This is a genomic window from Streptomyces sp. NPDC033270 (assembly GCF_055576575.1).
The window spans coordinates 406230-432719 of record NZ_JBVIRA010000002.1 but is presented as its reverse complement, the minus strand read 5'-3'; the positions used below and the strand labels follow the sequence as shown (position 1 = coordinate 432719).

The window sequence follows — 26490 nt, the reverse complement described above, 5'->3', positions numbered from 1 at the left end:
CCGCTCCCGCGCCGTGCGCGCCCCGTCCCGTCCGCCCCCTTGACCGGCACATTGGTCTGAACCATTCTGTGCCACAGGGCCGGATCGGCCCTGGCGGCGGTGGCCACCGTCTCGCACAGTTCCCGGGTTTCCCCTTCGGCACTGGAGACAGCCATGCCTGGCACCGCGCGCATCAGACCGTCCCGCCACAGATGCCTGCTCACCACGCTCCTCGCGGTCGTGGCCGCCGCCGCGGCGAGCACGACCGCCTGGGCCGCCCCCGCCCCCTCCCCCACCGGGTCCGCCACCGCGTCCGCCGCCGCCGACGTCAACGTCGCCAGGAACGCCGGCTACGAATCCGGCCTCAGCGGCTGGACCTGCTCGGCGGGCAGCGGCAGCACCGTGACCTCCCCCGTCCACAGCGGCGCCGCCGCCCTCAAGGGCGCCCCCACCGCCTCGGACAACGCCGCCTGCTCCCAGACCGTCGCCGTCAAGCCCAACGCGACGTACAAGCTCAGCGCGTACGTCCAGGGTTCCTACGTCTACCTGGGCGCCTCGGGCACCGGTACCACGGACGTCTCCACCTGGACGCCGTCCGCCACGGGGTGGCAGGAACTCGCGACCACCTTCACCACCGGCCCCAGCACCACCTCCGTCACCGTCTACACCCACGGCTGGTACGGACAACCCGCCTACCTCGCCGATGACTTCAGCGTCCTGGGACCTGACGGCGGAGGCGGCACCGACCCCGGCCCCGAGGTCCCCGCCGCCCCCGGCGGCCTGACCGCCGGCGCCGTGACCGCGTCCTCCGTCGCCCTGTCCTGGAACCCGGTACCCGGCGCGACCGGCTACACGGTCTACCGCGACGGCGCCAAGGATCGTACGGCGAGCGGGACTTCGGCGACGGTCAGCGGCCTGAGCCCCTCGACCGCCTACCGCTTCCGACTCTCCGCCACCAACGCCGCCGGAGAGTCGGCCCGCTCCGCGGAGGTCACGGCCACCACCGCGCCCTCCGGTGGCGGCACCGACCCCACCGTCCCCAAGCACGCGGTCACCGGCTACTGGCAGAACTTCAACAACGGCGCCACGGTCCAGAAGATCAGCGACGTCCCCGGCCAGTACGACATCATCGCGGTCGCCTTCGCCGACGCCACCACCACGCCCGGCGCCGTCACCTTCCACCTCGACTCGGCGGGCCTGGGCGGCTACACCGTCGAGCAGTTCAAGGCCGACATCAAGGCCAAGCAGGCCGCCGGCAAGTCGGTGATCATCTCCGTCGGCGGCGAGAAGGGCACGGTGTCCGTCAACGACGCGGCCTCGGCGGCCAACTTCGCCAACAGCGTCCACGCCCTGATGCAGCAATACGGCTTCGACGGCGTCGACATCGACCTCGAAAACGGCCTCAACCCCACCTACATGACGCAGGCGCTGCGCTCGCTCTCCCAGCAGGCGGGCGGCAGGCTCGTGCTCACCATGGCGCCGCAGACCATCGACATGCAGTCCACGTCGGGCGGCTACTTCCAGACCGCGCTGAACGTCAAGGACATCCTCACGGTCGTCAACATGCAGTACTACAACAGCGGTTCCATGCTCGGCTGCGACGGCAAGGTCTACTCCCAGGGCAGCGTCGACTTCCTCACCGCGCTCGCCTGCATCCAGCTCGAAGGCGGGCTGGACCCCTCGCAGGTCGGCCTGGGCCTGCCCGCGTCCACCCGCGGCGCGGGCAGCGGCTACGTCGCCCCGAGCGTCGTGAACGCCGCCCTGGACTGCCTCACCAAGGGCACCGGCTGCAGCTCGTTCAAGCCGGCGAAGACCTACCCCGGCCTACGGGGCGCCATGACCTGGTCCACCAACTGGGACGCGGCGAACGGCAACGCGTGGTCGTCGACGGTGGGGCCGCACGTGCACGGACTGCCGTAACCCGCGCCGTCCACGCGGAACTCACACCAGACGATTTTCCCGGGTACACGCTCGCCGACGCCCCACGCGTCGGCGAGCGCGGCCACCAGCAGCAGCCCACGCCCGGATTCGGCCTCCGTGTCGCCGGGACCCGTACGCGGCACCCTGGGCTCGCCATCCCCGCTGTCGTGCACCTCGACGCGCAGCAGCCCGTCCGTTGCCCCCCTCGCCAGCCACAGCCGGTAACCACGCCCCGGCGGGACACCGTGCAGCAGGGCGTTCGTGGCCAGTTCGCTCACGCAGAGCACGATGTCGTCCGCCCGCCGCCTCAGGCCCCAGTCCGCCAGTGCGGTACGGGCGAACTCCCTGGCCAGCGGCACGGAACGGCGCTCGCGAAGGAAGAGGACCGAGCGGGTACAGAGAGCCTGGATCTCCTTGTGCATGACGCCACTGTCACACCCCGTGATTACGCTGAGCCACAGCGTGAACTCGTACAGATTCGGTGTACGACTTCACGCCGCATCAGACAGTCACGACGGGGGGAAGGCAAGCCGCATGCACCCGGTGAACAAACCGAAGAGGATCACGTCCTGGCATGTGATCGGAGCCCAGCTGAGCCACTTCCGGCGGGCCGCCCGCATGACGCAACCAGCGCTGGCCGAGGCAGTGGGTCTGCATGAGGACACCATCGGCTCGATCGAGCAGGGTCGCAGGGCACTGAAGATCGACCTGGCCGAGACGTTCGACGAAATCCTCGACACCAAGGGCGCGTTGGCGGTCGCGGTGAGGAAGGTGCCGGCGCGGGAGAAGCTGCCGGCGTTCGTGCAGAACCTGGTCGAGCACGAGGAGGAGGCACTGACGTTGCTCTCGTACCAGAACCAGGTGGTGCCTGGCCTGCTGCAGACCGAGCCGTACGCACGAGCGGTCTTCGACTGCCTCTATCCGCCCCTCGACGAGGACCAGGCCGACGACTGGGTCTCCGCGCGCCTCGACCGGCAGAAGCTACTGGAGCGCAAGAAGCCGAGGCCCATGCTCAACTTCATCCTGGAGGAGGTGGTGCTCCACCGACCGATCGGCGGGCCGGACACCCTGCGCGAGCAGATCCGCCATCTCCGACGCTGTACTGAACTGCCGTTCCTGGGGCTACAGGTGATGCCGACCGACCGAGCTGCTCATGCCGCGCTGGATGGTCCGCTCGTGCTGCTGGAGACCCCCGGTCACGATCACCTCGCCTACATCGAGGCGCAACGAATCAGCTTCCTGGTCGACGATCCGGGCGAGGTCAGTGTGTATCAGCAGGTGTATGGGATGCTGCGGTCGCAGGCCCTCACCCCTGAGGAGAGCAAGGGCCTGCTGGACGACTTGCTAGGAGAGTCATGACCAGCACAGCAGCCCAGTCCTTCTCCAGCGGCCTTACCTGGTTCAAGTCCAGCTACAGCGGCAGCGCAGGTGGCGACTGCATCGAAGTCGCCACCTGCTCCTCCCCCCGCCCCACCATCCACATCCGAGACTCCAAAAACCCCCAGGGGCCGATGCTCACGCTCAGCACCGGCGCTTGGGCCGCGTTCCTCGCGGAGGTCGTGACGGACGTCGCCTGTTAGGCGGAGGGCAGCAGCACCGGGGCCAGTTCCCGGAGTTGGTCCAAGAAGAGCTCGTGGCCTGCCTGGGTGTGGTGGCTGTCGCCTTCGCCGGGAGTTGGCTCTTCGCCTCGTAAGCCGACGAAAAGCGGCCGCCCTTCCGCAGAAGGACGGCCGCTCGGCGATGCCGGTATCAGTGGTGCGTCAGCCCTCGACGCCCAGCTTCTCCAGGATCAGTTCGCGCACCCGGGCCGCGTCCGCCTGGCCGCGCGTGGCCTTCATGACCGCGCCGACCAGAGCGCCGGCCGCGGCCACCTTGCCGCCGCGGATCTTGTCGGCGATGGCGGCGTTGGCGGCGATCGCCTCCTCGACGGCGGTGCCCAGGGCGCCCTCGTCGGAGACGACCTTCAGGCCGCGCTTGTCGACGACCTCGTCCGGGGTGCCCTCGCCCGCGAGGACGCCCTCGATGACCTGACGGGCCAGCTTGTCGTTCAGGTCTCCCTTGGCGACCAGCTCGGCGACCCGGGCGACCTGCTCGGGAGTGATCGCCAGGGCGGCCGGCTCGACGCCGTCCTCGTTGGCGCGGCGGGCCAGCTCGCCCATCCACCACTTGCGGGCCGCGGCGGCGTCCGCGCCGGCCTCGACGGTGGCGACGATCAGATCGACCGCGCCCGCGTTGAGGATCGACTGCATGTCGTGCTCGCTGATGCCCCACTCCTCGCGGAGGCGGTTGCGGCGCACCCGCGGCAGCTCGGGCAGCTGACCGCGCAGCTCCTCGACCCACTCGCGGGAGGGGGCCACCGGCACCAGGTCCGGCTCGGGGAAGTAGCGGTAGTCCTCGGCCTCTTCCTTGATCCGGCCGGAGGTCGTGGAGCCGTCCTCCTCGTGGAAGTGCCGGGTCTCCTGGACGATCGTGCCGCCGGACGACAGCACCGCGGCGTGACGCTGGATCTCGAAGCGAGCGGCGCGCTCCACGGAGCGCAGGGAGTTGACGTTCTTGGTCTCCGAGCGGGTACCGAACTTCTGCGTGCCGTGGGGGCGCAGCGAGAGGTTCACGTCGCAGCGCATCTGGCCCTGCTCCATACGGGCTTCGGAGACGCCCAGCGCCTTGATGAGCTCGCGCAGCTCGGCGACGTACGCCTTGGCGACCTCGGGGGCCCGCTCGCCCGCGCCCTCGATGGGCTTGGTGACGATCTCGATGAGCGGGATGCCGGCGCGGTTGTAGTCCAGGAGGGAGTGCCGGGCGCCGTGGATGCGGCCGGTCGCCCCGCCGATGTGAGTGGACTTGCCGGTGTCCTCCTCCATGTGGGCGCGCTCGATGTGCACCCGGAAGATCTCGCCGTCCTCCAGCTGTACGTCGAGGTAGCCGTCGAAGGCGATCGGCTCGTCGTACTGGGAGGTCTGGAAGTTCTTCGGCATGTCCGGATAGAAGTAGTTCTTCCGGGCGAAACGGCACCATTCGGCGATGGTGCAGTTCAGGGCCAGGCCGATCTTGACGGCGGACTCGACGCCGGTCGCGTTGACGACGGGCAGCGAGCCGGGCAGGCCCAGGCAGGTGGGGCAGGTCTGCGAGTTGGGCTCCGCGCCCAGGGTGGTGGAGCACCCGCAGAACATCTTGGTCTTGGTGCCGAGTTCGACGTGTACCTCAAGCCCCATGACGGGGTCGTAGGCGGCCAGCGCGTCCTCGTACGACACCAGGTCGGTGACAGTCACGGTGAAACTAACCTCTCAGGTCCGGCGCCGGGTCAGTCCGCGAGGACGTCGTCGTCGCCAAGACGGCGCAGTTCGCGGATGAGCAGGGCGACGCCGGTGACGATGGCGGCGGCGGAGACGACGGCGTCGATCATCTGGAGCGTGTCCTGCTCCGTCTTGGCCTTCTTCGCCTGCTTGACGACGCTCACCGCGCCGAACAGCGTGGTGCCGATGGACAGATACGTACCGGGCTTGGACTTCTTGAAGCCCTTGGCCTTGGCCAGCTTTCCACTCACAGTGCGGGTGCCTCCTCGAGCAGCGGGTGGCCCCAGCGCCCGGTGAACGCGGCCTCGACCGCGGCACCGACCTTGTAGAGCCGGTCGTCCTTCATGGCAGGGGCAATGATCTGGAGACCCACCGGCAGCCCGTCCTCGGGGGCCAGGCCGCAGGGCAGCGACATGGCCGCGTTGCCCGCGAGGTTGGTGGGGATCGTGCACAGGTCGGCGAGGTACATCGCCATCGGGTCGTCGGCCCGCTCGCCGATCGGGAAGGCGGTGGTCGGCGTCGTCGGCGAGACGATCACGTCGACCTGCTCGAAGGCCTTCTCGAAGTCGCGGGTGATCAGCGTCCGCACCTTCTGGGCGGAGCCGTAGTACGCGTCGTAGTAGCCGGAGCTGAGCGCGTACGTACCGAGCATGATCCGGCGCTTGACCTCGGGGCCGAAACCGGCCTCACGGGTCAGCGCGGTGACCTCCTCGGCCGACTTCGTGCCGTCGTCGCCGACCCGCAGGCCGTAGCGCATGGCGTCGAAGCGGGCCAGGTTGGAGGAGCACTCGGACGGCGCGATCAGGTAGTACGCCGACAGCGCGAGGTCGAAGGACGGGCAGTCCAGCTCGACGATCTCGGCGCCCAGCTCCTTCAGCAGCTCGACCGACTCGTCGAACCGCTGGATGACGCCGGCCTGGTAGCCCTCGCCGCGGAACTGCTTGACGACGCCGACCCGCATGCCCTCGACGCTGCCGTTGCGCGCGGCCTCGACGACCGGCGGTACGGGCGCGTCGATGGACGTGGAGTCGAGCGGGTCGTGGCCCGCGATGGCCTCGTGGAGCAGCGCGGCGTCCAGGACCGTACGGGCGCACGGGCCGCCCTGGTCCAGGGAGGAGGAGAAGGCGACCATGCCGTAGCGGGAGACGCCGCCGTAGGTGGGCTTGACGCCGACCGTGCCGGTGACGGCGGCGGGCTGGCGGATGGAGCCGCCGGTGTCCGTGCCGATGGCCAGCGGGGCCTGGAAGGCGGCGAGCGCGGCGGCGGAGCCGCCACCCGAACCGCCGGGGATCTTGGTCAGGTCCCAGGGGTTGCCGGTCGGCCCGTAGGCGCTGTTCTCGGTCGAGGACCCCATGGCGAACTCGTCCATGTTGGTCTTGCCGAGGATGACGACGTCGGCGGCCTTGAGCTTCTTGGTGAGCGTCGCGTCGTACGGCGGGAGCCAGCCTTCAAGGATCTTGGAGCCGACGGTGGTGGGAATGCCCTCCGTCGTGAAGATGTCCTTGAGCGCGAGCGGGACGCCGGCCAGCGGGCCGAGCTTCTCGCCACGGGCGCGCTTGTCGTCCACGGCGCGGGCCTGGGCGAGCGCGCCCTCGCGGTCGACGTGCAGGAAGGCGTTCACCTTCTCGTCGACGGCCTCGATGCGCGCCAGGTGGGCCTCGGTCACCTCGACGGCGGTGAGCTCGCCGGCGGCGATCTTCGCCGCGATCTCGGCGGCGGTGAGCTTGATCAGGTCTGCCATGTCGGTCACTCCTCCCCCAGGATCTGCGGCACCTTGAAACGCTGCTGCTCCTGGGCCGGGGCGCCGGAGAGCGCCTGCTCGGGAGCGAGCGACGGACGGACCTCGTCCGGCCGCATGACATTGGTCAGGGGCAGCGGGTGGGAGGTCGGCGGTACGTCTTGGTCGGCGACCTCGGAGACGCGGGCGACCGCGCCGATGATGTCGTCGAGCTGTCCGGCGAAGTGGTCGAGCTCTTCGTCCTGCAGCTCCAGACGTGCCAGCCGGGCGAGGTGAGCGACCTCCTCGCGCGTGATGCCAGGCATGCAGCGATCCTCTGGTGTTCTTGGCGGAGTGTTCCGGGCGGAGTGTCCGGCGGAGTCTTCTGGGCGAATGCTCCGGTGAACTTTTCCGGCCCAATCCTATGGCGTACGGCAGAGCTGCCGCGAAACCCTTTCGCCGGGGCGCCGCCCATGAGGCGGGCGCGCCCCGGTGTCGCACCGGTTACGGGGCCTCGGAGGCCGGGGGGCGGGGGCCTCCGGACGTGTCGTCTTCGTTGCCTTCGTCGCCCTGTTCGGGCTCTGCGGGCTCTGCGGGCTCTGCGGGCTCTGCGGGCTCTGCGGGCTCTGCGGGCTGGTCACGTTCGGCGGTGGCTTCGCCGGCGTCATGATCGTCGGCGTCGTGATCGTCGGCGCCGTCGCCTGTGTCGGTCTGGTCGTTCTCGTCGCTGGGGTCGCTGTCGGAGCGGGGACACGGGACGGCCGGTGGCCGGGTCAGTTCAAGACCTGTCCCGAAGGGCGCTCGGCTGCCTTCTCCGCCGCCAGGGCGGCCGTCTCCGACTCGCGATGCCAGCCGTGCTCGCCGCGGGCCCTCAGCCAGGCCGTGGTCTCGTCCGGTGGCATCGCCGCCGCCACCAGCCAGCCCTGTACGGCGTCGCAGCCGAGGTCGCGCAGGCGCTCCCAGGTCTCGTCGTCCTCGACGCCCTCGGCGACGACCAGGAGGCCGAGGGAGTGGGCGAGGTCCAGGGTGCAGCGGACGATCTCGGCGTCCTCCGTGTCGACGGCGAGCCGGGCGACGAAGGAGCGGTCGATCTTCAGCTCGCTGACCGGGAGGCGCCGCAGGTGGACCAGCGAGGAGTAGCCGGTGCCGAAGTCGTCGAGGGACATCTTCACCCCGTGGGCGGTGAGCCCGGCGAGGGTGTCGGCGGCCCGCTGCGGGTCCTCCAGGAGGACATGCTCGGTTATCTCCAGTTGGAGGGCGCCTGGTGGGACCCGATGTCGGGCGAGCCGGGCGGCGACCGCGCCGGCGAAGCCCGGGGAGTGCACATCGCGGGGGGAGACGTTGACCGCGACCGGCACCTCCAGGCCCATCGCGCGCCAGCGCGCCACCTGGGCGAGCGCGGTCTCCAGGACGTACTCCGTCAGTCTGGGCATCAGCCCGGAGGACTCGGCGATGGCGATGAACTCGTCCGGTGGGACCCGGCCGCGGTCCGGGTGCACCCAGCGGACCAGCGCCTCCAGCCCGGCGACGTGCCCGTCGAAGCCCACCTTGGGCTGGTAGTGCAGCTCGACGTCGCCGGCGTCCAGGGCACGGCGCAGATCGCCCAGCAGGCCGAGCCGGTCGGGGGTGTTTCCGTCCCGCTTGGCCTCGTAGAGCTCGACGCCGCTGCGGTCGCGCTTGGCCTGGTACATCGCCACGTCGGCGCGGCGCAGCAGCCCCTCGGCGTCGAGGGCGTGGTCGGGGAAGACGGCGACCCCCGCGCTGGCTTCGAGCACGAGGGTCAGTCCGTCGAGGTCCAGCGGGGACCCGAGGGCGGCGACGAGGTTGCGGGCCACCCGCTGGGAGCTGGTGAGGGAGTCGGTGGTGGGCAGCAGGACGGCGAACTCGTCGCCACCGAGCCGGGCCGCCTCGGCGCCGCGCGGGAGGGCGTGCCGCAGCCGGTCGGCGATCTGCAGCAGCAGGCGGTCGCCGGCGAGGTGGCCGAGGGTGTCGTTGACCGACCGGAAGCGGTCCAGGTCGATCAGGACCAGGGCCGAGCGGACGCCCACCCGCTCGGCCTCGTCCAGCGCGGTCCAGGTGCGCTCCAGCAGCCACTGGCGGTTGGGCAGGCCCGTGAGCGGATCGCGCAGCTGCTCCTCGGCGCGGGCGCGGGCTATCCAGAGGGTGGAGTCCAGCGCGATGAGCGGGACCGCGAACAGCGGCAGCAGCAGGGGGGCGTGGACGGCGCAGACGGCGATCAGCGGGGAGATGCCGAGGAGCGCGATGCCGACCAGTGCCTGGCGCACGACGGCCGTGCGGGGGATCGCCGGCAGCGTTCCGCTGCGGGGGGCGAGGCTGATCCACAACAGGGCGCGGCTGACGAGCAGATAGCCGGCGGCGGTGACGAGGACTTCGGGGAGTACGGCCAGGTCCCAGGCCTTGGGGCTCCAGGGCTGGCGGACGCTGGAGACCACGCCGAAGGCGGCCAGGCCGAGGGCCGCGGCGCCGATGCCGAGGATGTCCACGGCGCCGTGCACCACGGCCTGTCGCCAGCGGTGCCGCCGGGCGGCGCCGACGAGGACGACGACGGAGAGGCTGACGAGGGTGGCCGGCACCCAGCCGTACAGCAGCAGGACGGCGAGGGCGAGCGCGGCGCCGGAGCCCGTGCCGCCCCACCAGCGGTCCCGGCCGAGCGCGACCAGATGGCCGACGATGATGCCCGTGAGGATCGCCAGCGACCAGCCCACCGAGCCGGCGGGGAACAGCGCGTCACCTTTGCCGAGAGTCCAGATCACGCCCGTGCCGAGCGCGAGGCCCGCCACGATGACGATGGTCGCGGGCAGCGCGGGCACGACGAGCCGCCGGAGCCGCGACGCCGGAGCGGCGCTGTCGGTCGGTTTCATTCCGATCCCTCTCACAGCCGGCTGAGCCCGCGCCACGGCAGGCGCACCCCACCAGGTTAGGCCGCGGAAGGCCGCCGCGGGCAGCGATCGGCGACGGTTGCCCGAATGCGACCCGGCGTCCGGGATCAATCTGGTATGCGCTGATGGGGTGACACCTCACTCCTCCTCAGGCGGAGTGACGGCTACCGCTCGTGCCGCGTCGGGACCCTGTTCCAGCAGCACCGCAAAGCCGTCATCGTCCAGTACCGGGACCTTCAACTGCATGGCCTTGTCGTACTTCGAGCCGGGGTTGTCGCCCACTACTACGAAACCGGTCTTCTTCGAAACGGAACCGGTCACCTTCGCTCCGAGGTTCTGGAGGGCCTCTTTCGCGCCATCTCTGGTGTGTGACTGAAGTGTGCCCGTTACGACGACGGTGACGCCTTCCAGCGGGCGCGGGCCCTCCTCACCCGTCTGTTCCTCCTCCATCCGGACACCGGCGGCCCGCCACTTCTCGATGATCTGCTGATGCCATTCCTCGGCGAACCACTGCTTCAGCGAGGCGGCGATCGTGGCCCCGACGCCGTCGACCGCGGCCAGTTCCGTCTCGTCCGCCTCCCGGATGCGGTCGATGGAGCGGAACTCCCGCGCCAGCGCCTCGGCCGCCACCGGACCCACATGCCGGATCGACAGGCCGGTCAGGATGCGTGCCAGCGGGCGCTGCTTGGCGGCCTGGATGTTCTCCAGCATGGCCAGGGCGTTCTTCTTCGGCTCGCCCTTTTGGTTGGCGAAGAACGTGACGACCTTCTCCTCGCCGGTCTTCGGATCGCGCTTGGGCAGACCGGAGTCGGGGTCGAGGACATAGGACTTGATGGGCAGCAACTGCTCGATAGAAAGGCCGAAAAGATCGCCTTCGTCCTTCAGCGGCGGCTCCGCGGGCTCCAGCGGCTGGCTGAGCGCCGTGGCCGCGACATAGCCGAAGTTCTCGATGTCCAGGCACTTGCGGCCGGCGAGATAGAACAGCCGCTCGCGGATCTGCGCAGGGCAGGAACGGGCGTTGGGGCAGCGCAGGTCGATATCGCCTTCCTTGGCCGGCTGCAGCGCCGTCCCGCACTCGGGGCACTCGGCCGGCATCACGAACTCCCGCTCGCTGCCGTCCCGCAGATCGACGACCGGCCCCAGGATCTCGGGGATGACGTCGCCTGCCTTGCGGATCACGACGGTGTCCCCGATGAGCACGCCCTTGGCCTTGACCACGTCCTGGTTGTGCAGGGTCGCGAACTCCACCTCGGAACCGGCCACGGTCACCGGCGCGACCACGGCGTACGGCGTGACCCGGCCCGTACGGCCGACGCCGACGCGGATGTCGACCAGCTTGGTGTTGACCTCCTCCGGCGGGTACTTCCAGGCGATCGCCCAGCGCGGCGCCCGGGAGGTGGAGCCCAGCCTGCCCTGCAGCCGGATCTCGTCCAGCTTGACGACCACACCGTCGATCTCGTGCTCGACGGCCGTACGGCGGGTCTCGGGGTCGCCGTAGTGGGTGATGAACTCGCGGACCTCCGCCAGGGAGTCCACGACCCTGTTGTGGGTGGCCGTCGGCAGGCCCCACTCCTTGAGCAGGTCGTACGCCTGCGACAGGCGGTCGATCTCCAGGCCGTCGCGGGCGCCGAGGCCGTGGACGACCATGTGCAGCGGCCGGGTGGCGGTGACCTTGGGGTCCTTCTGGCGCAGCGAACCGGCCGCGGCGTTACGGGGGTTGGCGAACGGGGGCTTGCCGTCGGCCACCAGCCGCTCGTTGAGTTCGAGGAACTTCTCCATCGGGAAGTAGACCTCGCCGCGCACCTCGACCAGATCGGGGATCCGGTCGCCCTTGAGGCGGTGCGGGATCTCGGCGATCGTCCGGACGTTGGGGGTGATGTCCTCGCCCGTACGGCCGTCGCCCCGGGTGGCCGCCCGGGTCAGCCGGCCGTGCTCGTAGGTGAGGTTGACGGCGAGACCGTCGACCTTCAGCTCGCACAGGAAGTGGTACCCGGCGCTCTTGGGGTCACCGCCCAGCTCGCCGGCGAGGCGCTCGGCCCAGGCCGCCAACTCCTCGTCGTCGAAGGCGTTGTCAAGCGAGAGCATCCGCTCGCGGTGCTCGACCTCGGTGAACTCCGTGGCATAGGCGCCGGCGACCTTCTGGGTCGGGGAATCCGGGGTGCGCAGCTCCGGGTGCTCGTCCTCCAGGGCCTGGAGGGAGCGCAGCAGCGTGTCGAACTCCGCATCGCTGACGATGGGGGCGTCCTTCACGTAGTACCGGAAGCGGTGCTCCTCGATCTGCTCAGCGAGCTGCGCGTGCTTCTCCCGCGCCGCTGCGGGCACCTTGGACTCCGCTGCGTGCTGTTCGCCAGCCACTGTCTTGTCCTCCCGTGGTCCTTGAGTGCGGTCACTCAGGGTTGTCTGCGAGTGATCTCGCCGCCCGGACGCAGTGGGCGAGGGCGGAGCGGGCATATGCGGGCGAAGCACCCGCGAGTCCGCACGACGGGGTGACGACCACGGACTCGCCGAGAATCCCTGGTGCCAGCCCCAGCCTGCGCCACAGCGTCCTGACACCCATGACGCTACCGGCAGGGTCTGACAATCGGCCGTCCACGCCCGGCACCACGCCCGCGAACAGCGTCGTCCCGCCCTCGACGGCCTCGCCGATCGTCTCTTCCTCACGCTCGGTGAGCAGTGCGAAATCGAACGAGATGCCCGTGACACCCGCCCGCCGCAGCAGCCCGAACGGCACCTCGGGCGCGCAGGAGTGGACGACCACGGGCCCGCCGTCCGCGACCGCGACAAGATCGCGCAGCGCGTCCTCGACGACCGCCCGGTCCACGGCCCGGTGGGTGCGGTAGCCGCTCGCGGACTTCACCCTCCCCTGGAGCACGGCCGTCAGCGACGGCTCGTCGAGCTGCAGCACCAGGTCCGCACCCGGCACCCGTCGCCGTACGTCCGCGAGATGGCCGCGCAGCCCCTCGGCCAGCGACGCCGCGAGATCACGGCAGGCGCCGGGGTCGCTCAGGGCCGCCTCGCCGTTGCGCAGTTCCAGGGCGGTGGCCAGCGTCCAGGGCCCGACCGCCGAGACCTTCAGCGGCCCCTGGTACCCCTGGGTGAACTCCTCCAGGGCGTCGAGGTCCTCACCGAGCCAGGAGCGGGCGCGCCGGGTGTCGCGGCCCGGCCGGTCGCTGATCCGCCAGCCGCTGGGCTCCACATGGCCGTAGACCTCGACGAGCAGCCCGAGGGTCCGCCCGATCATGTCGGCGCCGGGCCCCCGCGCCGGGAGCTCCGGCAAATACGGGAAGGCCTCCAGCGAACCGGTGACCGTCTTCGCCGCCTCCCGCGCGTCCCCGCCCGGCATCGACCCGATCCCGGTCGCCGCGCCCGCGGCCCACTTCTGCGTGCTGTTCTCGCTCACCCAGGAAGGGTATGCGGCGGCGGGGAGGACGGCGGCACGGGTAGCGGTGCGGCCCGGTGGCCACCGGGCCGCGTCCGGGACGATCCGGACCCGCCCTCTCACCCCCGGCCGCGGACCCCCAGCCGGCCGGCCACCGCGGCGACCGCCAGCGCGAGGGCCGCCAGGGCGAAGGCGTACGTCGCGCCCTGATAGCCGGCGCCCGCCCCGGTCAGCACCGCGCCCATCCCGGCGATGCCGACCAGGGAGCCGATCTGGCGGTTGGCGTTGAGGGTGGCGCTGCCGATGTCGGCGTGTTCGCGGCCCGCGGCGGCCATCAGGACGCCGGTCATCGCCGGGGAGCTGACCCCGCTGCCGATGTTGGCGACGGCGAGGACCAGTGCGATCGCCCAGTACGGCAGGCCGGGCGCGAGGAGCAGGAAGAGCAGGAGATAGCCCGCGGCGGAGAGCGCCAGGGAAGCGGTGAGCGCGGTCCGGTTGCCGATGCGCGGCCCGATCCGGGCGTAGAGCATGTTGCCGAACGGGATGACCAGCACGGCCGGCAGCATCTGCAGCCCCGCCGCCACCGAGCTCGCGCCGCGCGCCGTCTGGAGGAAGAGGCCGAGGACGAACAGCGCCCCGTAGAAGGCGAAGTTGAACAGGAAGCCGATCAGGTTGGCCGTGGAGAAGCTGCTGTCCGCGAAGAGCGAGACCGGCAGGATCGGCGTACGGGCGGTCCGTTCACGGACGAGGAAGCCGGCCGCCGCCAGCACCGTCACCGCGAACGCCCCCAGGACGAAGGGGGCGGACCAGCCGATGTCGGGCCCCTCGATGAGCGCGTAGCTCAGCGATCCGAGGGCGAGCAGGCCCAGGACGTGGCCGCTGCCGCCGAGCGCCGAGCCACGGCCCGGGACCGCGGCGACGACCCGTCGGGTGAGCAGCAGCCCGACGATGCCGATGGGGAGGTTGACCAGGAAGATCGAGCGCCAGCCGAGGGTTCCCACCAGGAGGCCGCCGATGGTCGGCGCGAGCCCTACGGACGTGGAGACGATGGCGGACCAGAGGCCGAGGATCCTGGCCCGGCGCGCCGGCTCGGGGAAGGCGTTCATCAGCAGCGACAGCGAGCTGGGCATGAACAGGGCCGCACCCACCCCCTGTGCGAAGCGGGCCGCCACCAGGACGGCGCCGTTCGGTGCGACCGCGCCCAGGAGGGACGCGGCGGTGAACACGGCGAGCCCGACGAGGTAGATCCGGCGGGCGCCGAACCGCTTGGCCAGCGAGCCCGCGAGCAGCAGCAGTGAGGCGAAGGCCAGGACGTAGCCGTCGACGACCCAGGTGAGGCCCGACATGCTCAGTCCGAGCCGGGCCCGCAGGTCGCTCGCCGCGACGTTCATGATGCCGGTGTCCAGGCTGGCCATCACGAACCCGAGTGCCAGGACGAGGAGTTGGAGCCCTCCGCCGGGCCGCCGCCGGGCCCGGTCGGGGGTCGGTGCGGCCGGTACCTCCTGCGCGGCGCGGCGTGCAGCCGCCTTCTGAACGATCATGCATTTAGTTAAAGCTGTAGCTATCGCCGCGAGCAATGATTACAGCTATAACTTTACTGAAAGCATACGGAACCGCGGGCAGCGCACCACGGACGGCCGGCCCGCCGGGCTCAGGACGTACGCAGGACTCAGGACGTACGCAGGGCTCAGGACGTACGCAGGAATCTGCCGCCCCGCCCGAGGGCCCTCAGCCCCGTCCCAGGCCGCTCAGCCCCTCCCCAGGGCCTTCAACAGGTCGTCGCGCAGCGCGGCCCGCTCCTCGTGCGAGAGATGGTCCAACGGCGACGCGGTCCCCATCCTGCGCAGCAGATCGAGCCGCAACTCCCGCCCCGCCTCGGTCAGTACGAGCTGCTTGGCCCGCCCGTCCAACGGGTGCGGCTGCCGGACGACCATGCCCTGCTTCTCCAGTTTGGAGATGACATAGGTGACGTTCGGCGGCTCGCAGCACAGCACCCCGGCGAGCTCGCGCGCGGTCTTCGGCTCGCCGAGCTCCTCCAGCGCCTTGGCCTGCGTCGGCGTCAGGTCCAGCTCGGCGATCCGGCTGCGCTGATGGGCGTCCAGGCGGCGGCCCAGCTCCGTGACGAGCCCCCGGATCTCCCGGAACCCGCACCCCGCCGCCGCGGTCGACTTCGCTTCAGTGGTCACTCATGCAGCGTACGTCGCCGCGGCCGGGAACCACGGGGCGCCCGCGGCGGCCCGTCAGCGCGCGGTACGGGCCGCCCCCGGTGGTCGGCACGGCGTACGGGCGGCCCCGTGGTCGGTAGGGCGAACGGGCCGCCCCGAGGGGTCAGCGCCCTGGTCGCACCGACACATCGTTGATCTCCGCGTCCCGCGGCAGATCGATGGCGGTGAGGATCGCCGTGGCGACCGACTCCGGGTCGATCCAGCGCGACGGGTCGTAATCCTTGCCCTCCTGCCGGTGGGTGCTCTCCTGCATCGGCGTGGCCGTACGCCCCGGGTAGACCGAGGTCACCCGTACGCCGTTGCCGTGCTCCTCGGCCCGCAACGAGTCGGCCAGCGCCTTCAGGCCGTGCTTGCTCGCGGCGTACGCGCTCCAGTTGGCGTGCGCGTTCAGCCCCGCGCCGGAGTTGACGAAGACCACATGCCCCTGGGCGACCCGCACCAGCGGCAGCAGCAGCCGGGTCAGCTCGGCGGGCGCGACGAGGTTGGCGGAGAGCTGCCGCTGCCAGGCCTTGGCCGGCAGATCGCCGACCGCGCCCAGCTCGATGACGCCCGCGATGTGCTGAAGGGAGTCGATGCGGTCCGGCAGCGGCTGCTGCCCGAAGGCCCAGGACAGCTTCTCGGGGTTGGCGAGGTCACCCACGATCGTGCGGGCGCCGGGGAACTGCGCGGCCAGCTCCTTCGCCCGGACCGCGTTGCGTGCCAGCAGCCACAGGTCCTCCCCGCGCTCGGCGAGCCGCCGTGCGACCGCCGCTCCGATGCCCGACCCTGCGCCCGTGATCAAGTGCGTACCCATGGCGCCGATCCTAACGAGCGGCCGGCCGGAGAGCGGGTGCGCGGGGCGGCGGGCCCGGCCGGCGGCCTGCCGAGCCGGGGCGAGGACTCAGCCCTGGATGCCCGCCCGCTCCTCCAGATACGCCAGCGCGCCGACGCCGTCCGACGCGAAGAAGACCAGGTCGGTCAGCGGCAGCGGCAGGAACCCCTCCGACTCCATCCGCTGGAACTGCTCCTTCAACCCGTCGTAGAAACCGGCGGTGTTCAGCAGCACCACCGGCTTGGTGTGCATCCCGTGCTTGCGCAGCTCCAGGATCTCGGTCGCCTCGTCCAGCGTGCCCGTACCGCCGACCATGATCACGATGGCGTCGGCGCGCACCAGCATCTGCGCCTTGCGCTCGGCGAGGTCCTTGGTGACGACCATCTCATCGGCGTTCGCGCGCGCCTTGTGCGCCAGGAACTCCACGGAGACGCCGATCAGCTTCCCGCCGGCCTCCTGCACCCCGTCGGCCATGACCTTCATCAGCCCGGTGTCCGAACCGCCCCAGACCAGCGCATGCCCGCCCTTGCCGATCAGCTCGGCGAACTGTCGGGCCGGGATGACATAGCGGTCGTCGAGGTCGTTGGCGGAGCAGAAGACACAGATATTCATGCGCCTCACCTTACGAGCCGGAGCCGGAGCGCGGAGGGGGCACCGCCATCCGCCCCGAGGCGACGTCGACGTGCACGCTCCGCACCCCGGCCTGACCCGGGCCCCCTACCCCCTACGCGCCGCCCCGGTCAGATCAGCCCCTGGTCCAGCATCGCGTCCGCCACCCGCTCGAAGCCGGCGATGTTGGCGCCCGCGACGTAGTCGCCCGGCAGGCCGAAGCGCTCGGCGGTCTCGTAGCAGGTGCGGTGGATGCCGCGCATGATCGCCGCCAGTTCGCCCTCCGTACGGTCGAAGGACCACGCCTCGCGCGAGGAGTTCTGCCGCATCTCCAGCGCGCTGGTGGCGACCCCGCCCGCGTTGGCCGCCTTGCCGGGGCCGAAGGCCACACCGGCCTCCTTGAGGAGCGTCACCGCCTCCGGCGTGGTCGGCATGTTCGCGCCCTCGGAGACCGCCTTGACGCCGTTGCGGACCAGGACCCGGGCGGCGTCCGCGTCCAGCTCGTTCTGGGTGGCCGACGGCAGCGCCACATCGCAGGCGACATCCCACACCCGGCCACCGGGGACGTACGTCGCCGACACCCCGCGCCGCTCGGCGTAGGCGCTGATCCGGCCGCGCTCGACCTCCTTGATCTGCCGCAGCAGCGCCAGGTCGATGCCCTTCTCGTCGACGACATAGCCGCCCGAGTCCGAACAGGTCAGTACGTGCGCGCCCAGCGCCTGGGCCTTCTCGATGGTGTAGATCGCGACATTGCCGGATCCGGAGACCACGACCTGCTGCCCGTCCAGCTCCTCCCCGCGCTGCTTGAGCATCTCCTGGGTGAAGAGCACATTGCCGTAGCCGGTGGCCTCCGTACGGGCCTTGGAGCCGCCCCAGGCCAGGCCCTTGCCGGTGAGCACGCCGGCCTCCCAGCGGTTGGTGATCCGCCGGTACTGGCCGAAGAGATAGCCGATCTCGCGGCCACCGACGCCGATGTCGCCCGCCGGCACGTCCGTGTGCTCGCCGAGATGGCGGTGCAGCTCCGTCATGAACGACTGGCAGAACCGCATCACTTCGGCGTCCGACCTGCCGTGCGGATCGAAGTCGCTGCCGCCCTTGCCGCCACCGATGTTCAGCCCGGTCAGGGAGTTCTTGAAGATCTGCTCGAAGCCGAGGAACTTCACGATCCCCAGGTTCACGGACGCGTGGAAGCGCAGACCGCCCTTGTACGGGCCGAGCGCGCTGTTGAACTCCACCCGGAAGCCGCGGTTGACGTGAACCGCCCCGGAGTCGTCCTGCCAGGGCACCCGGAACATGATCTGCCGCTCGGGTTCACAGATCCGCTCCAGGACCTTCGCCTCGGCGAACTCGGGACGGGCGGCCAGCACCGGGGCCAGCGTCTCCAGCACCTCAAGAGCCGCCTGGTGGAACTCGGGCTCCCCGGGGTTGCGCCGGACCAGCTCGGCGTACAGGGATGCCGGTCCGGCCCGATGATCGCCGGGCTTGACCTCAGTGTGCACAGTCGACATGACTTCCGTTCCCTTCGTGGCCGAGGAAAGGCTGCCCGCAGTCCGGACCGAGACGCCCCCTCACAGGGCGTTCAACTCCTCGCGAGCCCTTGGCGTCACCGATCCACGGCTCAGCGGTCTCTGACGTCCATCGCTGCGCCGACACTATGTGTCGGCCCGGCCCGGCGGCTGTGGGATGGATGACACCTCACTGCCGTATGCCGTTTCGCCACCTCCACCGGCTCCCGCCCCTGCCCCCTCCCCTCGCCGCATGTCCGCAGGTCAGCGCACCGCCACCGCCGCACGGGCGGGAACCCGCCGGGCACACCCTGTGCGCCACCTCACAACCGCCCCCGCGCCGGCCCCGTACGCCGTCGCCCTACACCACTACGGCGCAACCCTCACAACTGCCCCGGTTTCGGCAGCAACTGCCCCTGTTTCGGCATCAGCTGTCGCCGCGCCGCCGTCGATCTCGGCCTTGACCATCTTCTCCATCGGATCGGCGCAGCTGCCCCCGGCGATGAGCATCGCCAGCAGGATGGCCGCCACGGTCAGCACCGTGCCCAGCCAGACCATCGTCTCCACCGGCACGGTGTACGCGCCGACGACCTTCAGCACGCACTCGGCCAGCAGCGCGGTCCCCCATATCGCGGAGAACCTCCGCTCCGCCCGCCGGAACCGCTCCGAGCCCGCCATCAGCCGCTCCCAGGCGGCGTTGCCCGCCTCGCTCCCCTTGGTGACCCACGGCCTGAGCCCCGCGGTCATCAGCGGCCGCTTCGTCCGCACCGAGAGCAGGACCGCGATGCCGACGACGCTGCTGACGGCGCTGTCCTTGGCCAGCATCAGGCGGGCGTCGCCGGCCACCGCGCTCATCGCCAACCCGACCACGTTGACGATCAGTATCAGCAGGGCGAGGCCGTTGACCCCGCGTCCGCCGACCAGCCCCCACGCCGTGCGCAGCGCGGGCACCACACTGCTCCAGCCCAGCGCGGCCACCGTGCTCAGCCCGAAGCCGGCACTGAGGATGTAGTACGAGGCGATCGGGATCCCCGCGTCCACGACGAGTGGCGTAAGGCTCGCCACGAGCGGGTTGACCGGCTTGACCGGCTTGCCTCCGGTGGCGGACTGATTCTGACTCACGGTGTACTCCCCCGAGTTGGACTGCGGACGGCGGCTCGCTGGTGTCTCCGTCCTCGCGACACCTACAGCTTCGTGCACGGCCCGAGGCTCCGGCAGTCCCGTCTGTCCTGCGTTCGGCATGACATTTGTCAGGTGTCGGTGCCGTCGAGGAGCGCGCCGGGGCCCGGAGTGCCGAGGTCAGCTCCGGGCGACGCGCAGCGCATCGTCGAGCGCCTCGCTGAGCCGCCGCGAGAGAAAGCGGAACTCGCGGTCCGGCACTTTCGGATCGGCGTGCATCGCTCGCGCGTGGGACAGCAATTCCTCGCCGATGGCGAGCTGCATCTCCTCGATGCTGTCGGCGAGGTCGGACACCGGGCCGCCCGCACTGTCAGTGACGAGAAAGCAGGGCCGGTCGTCCGGAGTGCTCCACGGCAGCAGCCTCATCCGCGGCGGCGCGGAGCGTTCGGTAGGCGCGGAAAGTTCGGATCCTGGCGGTTCGTTCATCATGCGGACAAGCGTCTCCGCCCGCCTCTAGCCTGACCACACGAACGACGCGACTGTGCGTCACCACGCCGCAACTGTGCGAGGTGTGCGATGCCCCACAACGACGAACCACCCGTCAGCCTGAGGATCTTCGGGAAGCAGTCCCGGTTCCTGCGCGAACAACGAGGGATGACGCGCCGCGAACTGGCCGCGCTCGTCCCGTACTCCGAGTCCCTGATCGCGATGGTCGAACGGGGAGAACGGCCACCCAAGCCGGGTTACGTCGACGCGGTGGACGCCGCCCTCGACGCGGGCGGCGTGCTGCGCGTACTGATCCCCGATGTCGCGGAGAAGCACCATCCGGTGTGGGCCGAGGAGTACGTGAAACTGCAGGCGGAGGCGTTGGCTCTGCACGCCTACTCCACGCACTTCCTGCATGGGCTGTTGCAGACGGAGGAGTATGCGCGGGCGGTGTTCCGGTGCGTGCGGCCCAGCATGGAGGACGACGAGATCGAGCGATCCGTCCAGGCGCGACTGGCGACGCAGGCGCTGCTAACCCGCAAGCCCGCCTGCCGCATGACATTCGTCCTGGAGGAGTCCGTACTTCTACGCAAGATGGGCGGACGGACCGTCTGGGAGGGTGAGCTGAGGAATCTCCTCAAGCTGTCCGAGCTGCACAACCTCCAGCTCCAGGTCATGCCGCTCACCCGCGAGACCCATGCGGGGATGGATGGCCCGATGACGCTGCTGGAGACGCCGGACCACCACACGATCGGATACGTCGCAGGCCAGCAGGGAAGCTACTTCCTCACAGAGCCGGATGACATCAGCATCATGAGCCACAGGTACGGGACAATCCGCTCTCAGGCCCTCGACGCCGAGGCGTCGCGAGCCCTCATTCAGCGTCTGCTGGCAGGAGAGGCATGAATACCGAACTGGCTTGGTTCAAGAGCAGCTACAGCGGTGGGCAGGACGAAGCCTGCATCGAAGTCGCCGTCGCTTGGCGGAAGTCCAGCTACAGCGGCAGCGAGGGCGAAGCCTGCGTCGAGGTGGCTGCCTGCCCCGGCACCGTCCACATCCGCGACTCCAAGGACACCTCGCTCCCGTCCATAGCGGTCGCCCCCGCCTCCTGGGCGTCCTTCATCGCGTATGCGCAGGTCGCACCGGAAGCCGCCTGAGCGGATACCGGCGGGGTGGTACCAGGTGCCGCCCCGCCGTCCGGCGGTGAGACGGCCGACTACCTAAAGAACCGGGGGAGAGAACCCACCTACCTACCGGCGCCCCAACTCCTCACCCCATCGGGTGACTTGGGCGCGGCAGCGTCCGAAATGCGGTTACGCTCGCCGCAGTCAGACCACCACAACAACCGCACATGGAACGGCCCTCGGCGGGACGGCAATCCCAACCCGAGGGCCTGATCACCAGGAAGAGATAGGCCTTCCCGATGACTTCAGCGCAGTCTAACGCGCCCTCGTCCGCGCCCTCGTCCGCCTCCAGCGGCGTCATTCACATCCGTAGGCGCCAGACCTCCCACTTCACCGTCCTCGCCAACCGCCTTGCGCAGCGCGCAGGTAGCGCGGTCACGGTCGGCGTCGCCGCGTACATCCTGTCCCTCCCCGATGGCGCGCCCATCACCATCACCGCCCTGTGTGCGCACTTCGCCGAGGGCAAGAAGGCCATCGCCGAGGCATTACGCGAGCTGGAGGACGAGGGCTGGCTGGAGCGCCGTATCGAGCGTGGCCCTCGCGGCCGGATCATCACGCGGACCTTTGCGTACGACCTGCCGGGAGCGGTACCGGAGGCGGAGCAAGCAGTGGCGGAGGAGGAGCAAGCGGTACCGCGTCGGGAGCCGGCCGGTATCCAGGAGGCCGAACCGGAGCCCGCGCAGGCCCCCGCCGCTCCCCCGACCCCGTCGCCGTCGCCGTCCCCGGAAGCCGCCCCCGAGGCCACCGGCCTCCTGGCCCGTCTCCGCCACCGCGACCGCCGCCTGCTCCTCTCCGAGCGGGAGATCACGGCCCTCGCCCCGGCCGTCACGGAGTGGCTCGACCGTGGCGCACCGGCGCAGGAGATCACCGCCGCCCTGACCGACGGCCTTCCGACCCGGTTCAACCGCCGCCCGGCCCGGCTCCTCGCCCACCGGCTCGCCGCCCTGCGGCCACCGGCCCGTACGGACCATCCCCCACAGCCCGACCGGCCGCCCGTCACCCCCCTCCAGAACTGCGACGGCTGCGACCGCGCCTTCCGCGCCGACCGCCCCGGGCGCTGCCGTGACTGCCGCGCCGCCTCACAGGAGGTGCGGTGTGCCGCGTGACACGCACCGCGCCACGGGAGCCGTCAGGATTCCCGGCCCTCTCCCCGCCCTGCGCTCAGCAGTCGCCGCACTCGCTCCCGCCAAGCTGCCGGAACTGGTCGAGGAGATGCAGCAGGCGTTCGACCGGGCAGACCAGGACGACAGCACAGGACCGATCCGCATGTTCTGGCGCCGCTGGGCCACCTTTGTCGCCATCGAGCGTGACCCGGCCAGAGCAGCGCGCTTCCATGCGGCGGAACGCCCGTTGCAGTCCAGCGATGTCGGAGCGGAGAGACAGGCCGCCATCCGGGACATCGGGACCATCGTGCGTACCGCACAGCGTGAGGTCGAGGTCATAGAGGCCCAGTGAGCGCATGCGTCTCGGCAGGACGGCTGTGACCGGCGCCGTACGGGCCGACGGACCAGGCCGCTGCCGCGCCTGCCGTGCCCCGGCCGAGGCGCGATGAGCCGGCTGAACGGGCCGCACACCGACCAACACCAAACCCCATCAGCGGCCGAGGCCGTAGCCTGAAAGGACCGGAGGCGCCCATGACGCGTGCACCTCGCGATGACTCGCGCTCCCCTGCCACCGATGAGAGCCCGCAGCCTCTCCGCACCATTCGTGACATCCGTGAGGCGTTGCCGGAGCACCAGCGACGCCACTTTGATACCGAGCTGGCAGAGACGGACATCGACGCTCTTCCCGAAATGATCCACCGATGGATCACCTTGGGCTTTGACGGGTTCACGGAATTCCTCCTGTCGACGCCGTTCGAAGGCCTGGAGTTCGGTGCCCGGTCCTACGACGACCAGGAGGCGAGCGAGTGAACGTCCTCTTCGACGCGAACGTCATCGCAGAACTCACGACCCGGCGGTACCCCAACTGTGTGCGGGCGTGTTCACGCAGAGCTACGCTGGCACGAGCCAGGACACGAGGGGAGGGCACACCATGACCGCTCAGATGGAGAGCCCAGTGCAGACCGAAGAGATGCGGCGCTTCGAGGATCTGGATGCGGCGTTCCCGGACTATCACGCCGAAATGATCGATGGAGAGGTCTACCTCAGCACCGTGGTAACCAGCGCTCACGGAAACATGGTTCTCACCATTGCTTCCCAGCTCTTGGCCAAGTGGTTCGTCATGACCGAGGTCGACACCGTCTACGACGGGTGGCACGGCAAGACACTCCTGCGGCCCGATGTCTCCGTTGCGGACCCTTCTTACCGCGGCACCCAGCTGAAGCAGTTCCCCGCCGACGAAGTCGTCCTCACCGTCGAGGTCGTCTCCGAATCCAACCCCGAGAACGACACCGACAAGAAGGTGAAGAAGTACGCCCGGGCAGGAATCCCGTACTACCTCATCGTCAACCCGATAGAGGGCAAGTGCCTGCTCTACTCGGTACCCGAAGGGGGGCACTACCGCGCGTCGCTGGAGACCGACTTCGGCAAACCGGTGCCGATCGGCGAGCCGTTTAACCTCAACCTCGACACCACGGCGCTCTACACCTACTGAGCGGCCGTCTGCGCCCCCGCCGTCGCCCGCCGCTCCGTCGTCGCGATCGTCGCCGAGCCGACCACCCGGGTGCCGTCGTAGAGAACGATCGCCTGGCCGGGGGCCACTCCGCGGACCGGCTCGGTGAACGTGACCTGGAGCTCCGTGCCGTCGATCAGCTCGGCCGTGACCTCGGTCTCGCCGCCGTGGGCGCGCAGCTGCGCCGTGTACGTGGCGGGGCCGGCGGCCGGGGGGCGGCCGCACCAGCGGGGGCGGATGGCGGTGAGGGCCGTGACGTCGAGGGCCTCGGCGGGGCCGACGGTGACGGTGTTGTCCACCGGGGAGATGTCGAGGACGTAGCGCGGCTTGCCGTCGGGGGCGGGGTGGCCGATGCGCAGGCCCTTGCGCTGGCCGATGGTGAAGCCGTACGCGCCCTCGTGGGTGCCGAGGCGGTTGCCGGACTCGTCGACGATGTCACCCGTCGCCGCGCCGAGCCGCTTGGCGAGGAAGCCCTGGGTGTCGCCGTCGGCGATGAAGCAGATGTCGTGGCTGTCGGGCTTCTTCGCCACGAACAGGCCGCGGCGGGCCGCCTCCTCGCGGATCTCGGCCTTGGTGGTGAGGGTGTCGCCCAGCGGGAACATCGCGTGCGCCAGCTGGCGGTCGTCGAGGACGCCGAGGACGTAGGACTGGTCCTTGGCCATGTCCGAGGCGCGGTGCAGCTCGCGGCTGCCGTCCTCGTTCAGCACCACCGTCGCGTAGTGGCCGGTGCACACCGCGTCGAAGCCGAGGGCGAGGGCCTTGTCCAGGAGGGCGGCGAACTTGATCTTCTCGTTGCAGCGCAGACACGGGTTCGGGGTGCGCCCGGCCTCGTACTCGGCGATGAAGTCGTCGACGACGTCCGCGCGGAAGCGCTCGGCGAGGTCCCAGACGTAGAAGGGGATACCGATGACGTCGGCGGCGCGGCGGGCGTCGTGCGAGTCCTCGATCGTGCAGCAGCCGCGGGCACCCGTACGGAACGACTTCGGGTTCTCGGAGAGCGCGAGATGCACGCCGGTCACATCATGGCCGGCCTCGGCGGCGCGGGCCGCGGCGACGGCGGAGTCGACACCGCCGGACATGGCGGCGAGTACGCGGAGGCGGCGGGGGGCGTCATCAGTCATAGCCCGTCCAGGGTAGACGGAACCGCCGACAGTGCGGAAAGCGTTATGCAGCGCATGGGGCACAGGGCTGGGGACACGGGCGGCGAGAGCAGCGGCGAAGGCAGAGGTGAGGGCAGCGGGGAGAGCGGCCCGCCCGGGGTCACACGGCGGCGGGCGCTGTGGATCGGGGGCGGCGGGGCGCTGGCCGCCGGGGCGGTGGCGTTCGCGGCGCGGGACGAGCTGCGGCACTGGTGGTGGCAGCTGCCGGGCAACGACAAGCCGCGCACGCCGGGCGCGGTCGACCACCGGGGCGCGCGGTGGGTGGCGGCGTCCGACGAGAACTACCGGCGGGCGGACCGGCCGGCGGACTACGACATCGACCGCGTGGTCGTCCATGTCGTCCAGGGCAGCTTCGCGACCGCGCTGAAGGTGTTCCGGGACCCGGATCACGAGGCCGCCGCGCACTACGTCGTGGGCCGGGACGGACGGCTCGCCCAGATGGTGCGGGAGCTCGATGTGGCCTTCCACGCCGGTGACCGCGGGTACAACGAGCGGAGCATCGGCATCGAGCACGAGGGGTTCGTGGACCGGCCGGAGTCGTTCACCGCCGCCATGTACGCGTCGTCGGCGCGGCTGACCGCGGGGATCTGCCGCCGCTACGGGTTCCCGGCCGACCGGGAGCACATCGTGGGCCATGTGGAGGTGCCGGGCACGGATCACACCGACCCGGGGCCGCACTGGGACTGGGCCCGGTATCTGGAGCTCGTCCGCACGGAGCTGCGCAAGGGCCGGGCGGAGGCCCGCAAGGACGACAAGGACTAGAAGGACTAGCTAGTCGCGCTTGAGGGTCTTGCGGATCCAGTCCGCGTAGGCGGGCACGTGGCTGTAGAGGCCCGGTCCGGCGGAGCACGCGACCCCAGGGGCCCCGGGGCCCGAGGTGGCTCCGATCAGCTCCCACCGCCCGTGCAAGCCCTTCTGGAGCTGCGGTCCGCCGGAGTCCCCGGAACACGCCATGGCCTTGGGCACGCGGCTGATCGTGCACAAACGGGTCCGGTCCGCGTAGCCGGGTGCGCACTCGGCGTCGGCGCCCCTGCGCGTGTTGAGCTCCTGCAACCGCTCCGCGAACCTCAGCTCGGTGTCGACGGTGGTGCCGAAACCCAGGATCAGGGTCGGGGTGCCCGGCCGCCCGCCCCGCTCCGCGATACGGACGGGCTTCTCGGCGACCGGGCGGTCGAGGCGGACCAGCGCGATGTCGGCCTTGTTCGCGGACTTCCCGTCGCCGTTCACATAGCCGGGGTGGACGACGGTCCGCTCGATGGCCCGGACGGTGCCCCCGGACTTCCGGTGCCGGCTGCCGATCCGGACGATGCCGTCCAGCTCGAGGCCGTCGCCCTGCACGCAGTGGGCCGCCGTCAGCACCCACTGCGGATCGATCAGCGACGCCCCGCAGGTACCGTCGTACAGCCCCTGATCCGGAGCCGACTCCGGGATCGTTGCCATCAACGGGTAACGCTCGGCGGAATCGGTCCCGTTGACGATCGCTCCGGCGCTGCCGGTCATCAGAGTGGCGCACGCCGCAACGGCGAGAGCGCCGGCGGCCGTGGTGCGCGCCGCGCGGCGACGCGCCGACTTCACGCTGGACACGGAGAG

General features: G+C 70.6%; 26 protein-coding genes and 1 pseudogene. 10 read left to right on the top strand and 17 right to left on the bottom strand.

Annotated features, from left to right (window positions below; genetic code table 11):
* Positions 1-153: 153 nt before the first annotated feature.
* Complete coding sequence (locus tag ACZ5XZ_RS05430) at positions 154-1899, top strand: chitinase (protein ID WP_468974779.1); 1746 nt, start codon at positions 154-156, stop codon at positions 1897-1899.
* Positions 1900-1904: 5 nt separating this feature from the next.
* Here the strand turns inward: ACZ5XZ_RS05430 and ACZ5XZ_RS05425 are convergent.
* Positions 1905-2321: pseudogene (locus tag ACZ5XZ_RS05425) on the bottom strand (ATP-binding protein); the annotation flags it as partial.
* Positions 2322-2433: 112 nt separating this feature from the next.
* Here ACZ5XZ_RS05425 and ACZ5XZ_RS05420 point away from each other — a divergent pair.
* Positions 2434-3258 carry a helix-turn-helix domain-containing protein gene (locus ACZ5XZ_RS05420; RefSeq protein ID WP_468974778.1) on the top strand — a complete coding sequence of 275 codons (825 nt, stop codon included), beginning with the start codon at positions 2434-2436 and terminating at the stop codon, positions 3256-3258.
* Entirely contained in the window at positions 3255-3479 is a 225-nt protein-coding gene (locus ACZ5XZ_RS05415) for a DUF397 domain-containing protein (RefSeq protein ID WP_468974777.1), read from the top strand. Before ACZ5XZ_RS05420 ends, ACZ5XZ_RS05415 begins: the two co-directional genes overlap by 4 nt.
* A gap of 180 nt (positions 3480-3659) precedes the next feature.
* Here the strand turns inward: ACZ5XZ_RS05415 and gatB are convergent, their stop codons facing one another.
* From gatB to ACZ5XZ_RS05345, 14 genes are all read right to left on the bottom strand, one after another.
* Complete coding sequence (gene gatB / locus ACZ5XZ_RS05410) at positions 3660-5168, bottom strand: Asp-tRNA(Asn)/Glu-tRNA(Gln) amidotransferase subunit GatB (RefSeq protein WP_468974776.1); 1509 nt, start codon at positions 5166-5168, stop codon at positions 3660-3662.
* A gap of 32 nt (positions 5169-5200) precedes the next feature.
* Complete coding sequence (locus tag ACZ5XZ_RS05405; RefSeq protein ID WP_384431787.1) at positions 5201-5443, bottom strand: hypothetical protein; 243 nt, start codon at positions 5441-5443, stop codon at positions 5201-5203.
* The gene (gene gatA, locus ACZ5XZ_RS05400; protein ID WP_468974775.1) at positions 5440-6933 is read right to left on the bottom strand and encodes an Asp-tRNA(Asn)/Glu-tRNA(Gln) amidotransferase subunit GatA; all 1494 of its coding nucleotides are present in this window, start codon (positions 6931-6933) and stop codon (positions 5440-5442) included. Before gatA ends, ACZ5XZ_RS05405 begins: the two co-directional genes overlap by 4 nt.
* A gap of 5 nt (positions 6934-6938) precedes the next feature.
* Positions 6939-7235 (bottom strand): Asp-tRNA(Asn)/Glu-tRNA(Gln) amidotransferase subunit GatC, encoded by a 297-nt coding sequence (gene gatC, locus ACZ5XZ_RS05395; RefSeq protein WP_384431793.1) that lies wholly within the window; start codon positions 7233-7235, stop codon positions 6939-6941.
* A 447-nt stretch (positions 7236-7682) separates the two neighbouring features.
* Positions 7683-9791 (bottom strand): putative bifunctional diguanylate cyclase/phosphodiesterase, encoded by a 2109-nt coding sequence (locus ACZ5XZ_RS05390; protein ID WP_468974774.1) that lies wholly within the window; start codon positions 9789-9791, stop codon positions 7683-7685.
* Between the two features lie 156 nt (positions 9792-9947).
* Positions 9948-12164 carry an NAD-dependent DNA ligase LigA gene (gene ligA / locus ACZ5XZ_RS05385; protein ID WP_468974773.1) on the bottom strand — a complete coding sequence of 739 codons (2217 nt, stop codon included), beginning with the start codon at positions 12162-12164 and terminating at the stop codon, positions 9948-9950.
* A 31-nt stretch (positions 12165-12195) separates the two neighbouring features.
* Positions 12196-13209: a methionine synthase gene (locus tag ACZ5XZ_RS05380; RefSeq protein ID WP_468974772.1), complete on the bottom strand. Its 1014-nt coding sequence runs from the start codon at positions 13207-13209 to the stop codon at positions 12196-12198.
* A 98-nt stretch (positions 13210-13307) separates the two neighbouring features.
* Complete coding sequence (locus ACZ5XZ_RS05375; protein WP_468974771.1) at positions 13308-14729, bottom strand: DHA2 family efflux MFS transporter permease subunit; 1422 nt, start codon at positions 14727-14729, stop codon at positions 13308-13310.
* A 207-nt stretch (positions 14730-14936) separates the two neighbouring features.
* Positions 14937-15323: a MarR family winged helix-turn-helix transcriptional regulator gene (locus ACZ5XZ_RS05370; protein ID WP_393497998.1), complete on the bottom strand. Its 387-nt coding sequence runs from the start codon at positions 15321-15323 to the stop codon at positions 14937-14939.
* 193 nt (positions 15324-15516) lie between these two features.
* Positions 15517-16206: an SDR family oxidoreductase gene (locus tag ACZ5XZ_RS05365; RefSeq protein ID WP_384431808.1), complete on the bottom strand. Its 690-nt coding sequence runs from the start codon at positions 16204-16206 to the stop codon at positions 15517-15519.
* 87 nt (positions 16207-16293) lie between these two features.
* Positions 16294-16836 carry an LOG family protein gene (locus ACZ5XZ_RS05360; protein ID WP_468974770.1) on the bottom strand — a complete coding sequence of 181 codons (543 nt, stop codon included), beginning with the start codon at positions 16834-16836 and terminating at the stop codon, positions 16294-16296.
* Positions 16837-16964: 128 nt separating this feature from the next.
* Positions 16965-18341 carry an NADP-specific glutamate dehydrogenase gene (gdhA, locus tag ACZ5XZ_RS05355; RefSeq protein WP_468974769.1) on the bottom strand — a complete coding sequence of 459 codons (1377 nt, stop codon included), beginning with the start codon at positions 18339-18341 and terminating at the stop codon, positions 16965-16967.
* 366 nt (positions 18342-18707) lie between these two features.
* Positions 18708-19460, bottom strand: coding sequence for a VC0807 family protein (locus ACZ5XZ_RS05350; RefSeq protein ID WP_468974768.1), 753 nt, complete (start codon positions 19458-19460; stop codon positions 18708-18710).
* Positions 19461-19637: 177 nt separating this feature from the next.
* On the bottom strand, positions 19638-19946 hold the full coding sequence (locus ACZ5XZ_RS05345; protein ID WP_468974767.1) for a hypothetical protein: 309 nt from the start codon (positions 19944-19946) through the stop codon (positions 19638-19640).
* Between the two features lie 87 nt (positions 19947-20033).
* Between ACZ5XZ_RS05345 and ACZ5XZ_RS05340 the strand changes: the two genes are divergently transcribed.
* From ACZ5XZ_RS05340 to ACZ5XZ_RS05315, 6 genes are all read left to right on the top strand, one after another.
* A complete protein-coding gene (locus ACZ5XZ_RS05340; RefSeq protein ID WP_468974766.1) occupies positions 20034-20849 on the top strand; it encodes a helix-turn-helix domain-containing protein in 816 nt (271 codons plus the stop codon).
* On the top strand, positions 20846-21100 hold the full coding sequence (locus ACZ5XZ_RS05335; protein ID WP_468974765.1) for a DUF397 domain-containing protein: 255 nt from the start codon (positions 20846-20848) through the stop codon (positions 21098-21100). The genes ACZ5XZ_RS05340 and ACZ5XZ_RS05335 overlap by 4 nt, the downstream gene beginning before the upstream one ends.
* Positions 21101-21366: 266 nt before the next feature.
* Positions 21367-22233 carry a hypothetical protein gene (locus tag ACZ5XZ_RS05330; RefSeq protein WP_468974764.1) on the top strand — a complete coding sequence of 289 codons (867 nt, stop codon included), beginning with the start codon at positions 21367-21369 and terminating at the stop codon, positions 22231-22233.
* Entirely contained in the window at positions 22223-22582 is a 360-nt protein-coding gene (locus tag ACZ5XZ_RS05325; protein WP_468974763.1) for a hypothetical protein, read from the top strand. The genes ACZ5XZ_RS05330 and ACZ5XZ_RS05325 overlap by 11 nt, the downstream gene beginning before the upstream one ends.
* A 179-nt stretch (positions 22583-22761) precedes the next feature.
* On the top strand, positions 22762-23040 hold the full coding sequence (locus ACZ5XZ_RS05320) for a hypothetical protein (protein ID WP_468974762.1): 279 nt from the start codon (positions 22762-22764) through the stop codon (positions 23038-23040).
* A 133-nt stretch (positions 23041-23173) separates the two neighbouring features.
* On the top strand, positions 23174-23722 hold the full coding sequence (locus ACZ5XZ_RS05315; protein WP_468974761.1) for a Uma2 family endonuclease: 549 nt from the start codon (positions 23174-23176) through the stop codon (positions 23720-23722).
* On the opposite strand, the gene mnmA is transcribed toward ACZ5XZ_RS05315, so the two are convergent.
* Positions 23716-24861 (bottom strand): tRNA 2-thiouridine(34) synthase MnmA, encoded by a 1146-nt coding sequence (gene mnmA, locus ACZ5XZ_RS05310; RefSeq protein WP_468974760.1) that lies wholly within the window; start codon positions 24859-24861, stop codon positions 23716-23718. The two genes, ACZ5XZ_RS05315 and mnmA, sit on opposite strands and share 7 nt — an antisense overlap.
* 45 nt (positions 24862-24906) lie before the next feature.
* On the opposite strand from mnmA, the gene ACZ5XZ_RS05305 reads away from it, so the two are divergent.
* Positions 24907-25662 carry an N-acetylmuramoyl-L-alanine amidase gene (locus ACZ5XZ_RS05305; protein WP_468974759.1) on the top strand — a complete coding sequence of 252 codons (756 nt, stop codon included), beginning with the start codon at positions 24907-24909 and terminating at the stop codon, positions 25660-25662.
* A gap of 9 nt (positions 25663-25671) precedes the next feature.
* Here ACZ5XZ_RS05305 and ACZ5XZ_RS05300 read toward each other — a convergent pair whose 3' ends face one another.
* Entirely contained in the window at positions 25672-26484 is an 813-nt protein-coding gene (locus ACZ5XZ_RS05300) for a S1 family peptidase (protein ID WP_468974758.1), read from the bottom strand.
* Positions 26485-26490: the final 6 nt, after the last annotated feature.

What these genes read in the sequence shown, in the direction of transcription:
- ACZ5XZ_RS05430 (WP_468974779.1), top strand. Translation starts at nt 154, where the DNA reads ATGCCTGGCACCGCGCGCATCAGACCGTCCCGCCACAGATGCCTGCTC.
- ACZ5XZ_RS05420 (WP_468974778.1), top strand. Translation starts at nt 2,434, where the DNA reads ATGCACCCGGTGAACAAACCGAAGAGGATCACGTCCTGGCATGTGATC.
- ACZ5XZ_RS05415 (WP_468974777.1), top strand. Translation starts at nt 3,255, where the DNA reads ATGACCAGCACAGCAGCCCAGTCCTTCTCCAGCGGCCTTACCTGGTTC.
- gatA (WP_468974775.1), bottom strand. Translation starts at nt 6,933, where the DNA reads ATGGCAGACCTGATCAAGCTCACCGCCGCCGAGATCGCGGCGAAGATC.
- gatC (WP_384431793.1), bottom strand. Translation starts at nt 7,235, where the DNA reads ATGCCTGGCATCACGCGCGAGGAGGTCGCTCACCTCGCCCGGCTGGCA.
- ACZ5XZ_RS05390 (WP_468974774.1), bottom strand. Translation starts at nt 9,791, where the DNA reads ATGAAACCGACCGACAGCGCCGCTCCGGCGTCGCGGCTCCGGCGGCTC.
- ACZ5XZ_RS05375 (WP_468974771.1), bottom strand. Translation starts at nt 14,729, where the DNA reads ATGATCGTTCAGAAGGCGGCTGCACGCCGCGCCGCGCAGGAGGTACCG.
- ACZ5XZ_RS05365 (WP_384431808.1), bottom strand. Translation starts at nt 16,206, where the DNA reads ATGGGTACGCACTTGATCACGGGCGCAGGGTCGGGCATCGGAGCGGCG.
- ACZ5XZ_RS05360 (WP_468974770.1), bottom strand. Translation starts at nt 16,836, where the DNA reads ATGAATATCTGTGTCTTCTGCTCCGCCAACGACCTCGACGACCGCTAT.
- gdhA (WP_468974769.1), bottom strand. Translation starts at nt 18,341, where the DNA reads ATGTCGACTGTGCACACTGAGGTCAAGCCCGGCGATCATCGGGCCGGA.
- ACZ5XZ_RS05345 (WP_468974767.1), bottom strand. Translation starts at nt 19,946, where the DNA reads ATGATGAACGAACCGCCAGGATCCGAACTTTCCGCGCCTACCGAACGC.
- ACZ5XZ_RS05340 (WP_468974766.1), top strand. Translation starts at nt 20,034, where the DNA reads ATGCCCCACAACGACGAACCACCCGTCAGCCTGAGGATCTTCGGGAAG.
- ACZ5XZ_RS05335 (WP_468974765.1), top strand. Translation starts at nt 20,846, where the DNA reads ATGAATACCGAACTGGCTTGGTTCAAGAGCAGCTACAGCGGTGGGCAG.
- ACZ5XZ_RS05330 (WP_468974764.1), top strand. Translation starts at nt 21,367, where the DNA reads ATGACTTCAGCGCAGTCTAACGCGCCCTCGTCCGCGCCCTCGTCCGCC.
- ACZ5XZ_RS05320 (WP_468974762.1), top strand. Translation starts at nt 22,762, where the DNA reads ATGACGCGTGCACCTCGCGATGACTCGCGCTCCCCTGCCACCGATGAG.
- ACZ5XZ_RS05315 (WP_468974761.1), top strand. Translation starts at nt 23,174, where the DNA reads ATGGAGAGCCCAGTGCAGACCGAAGAGATGCGGCGCTTCGAGGATCTG.
- mnmA (WP_468974760.1), bottom strand. Translation starts at nt 24,861, where the DNA reads ATGACTGATGACGCCCCCCGCCGCCTCCGCGTACTCGCCGCCATGTCC.
- ACZ5XZ_RS05305 (WP_468974759.1), top strand. Translation starts at nt 24,907, where the DNA reads ATGCAGCGCATGGGGCACAGGGCTGGGGACACGGGCGGCGAGAGCAGC.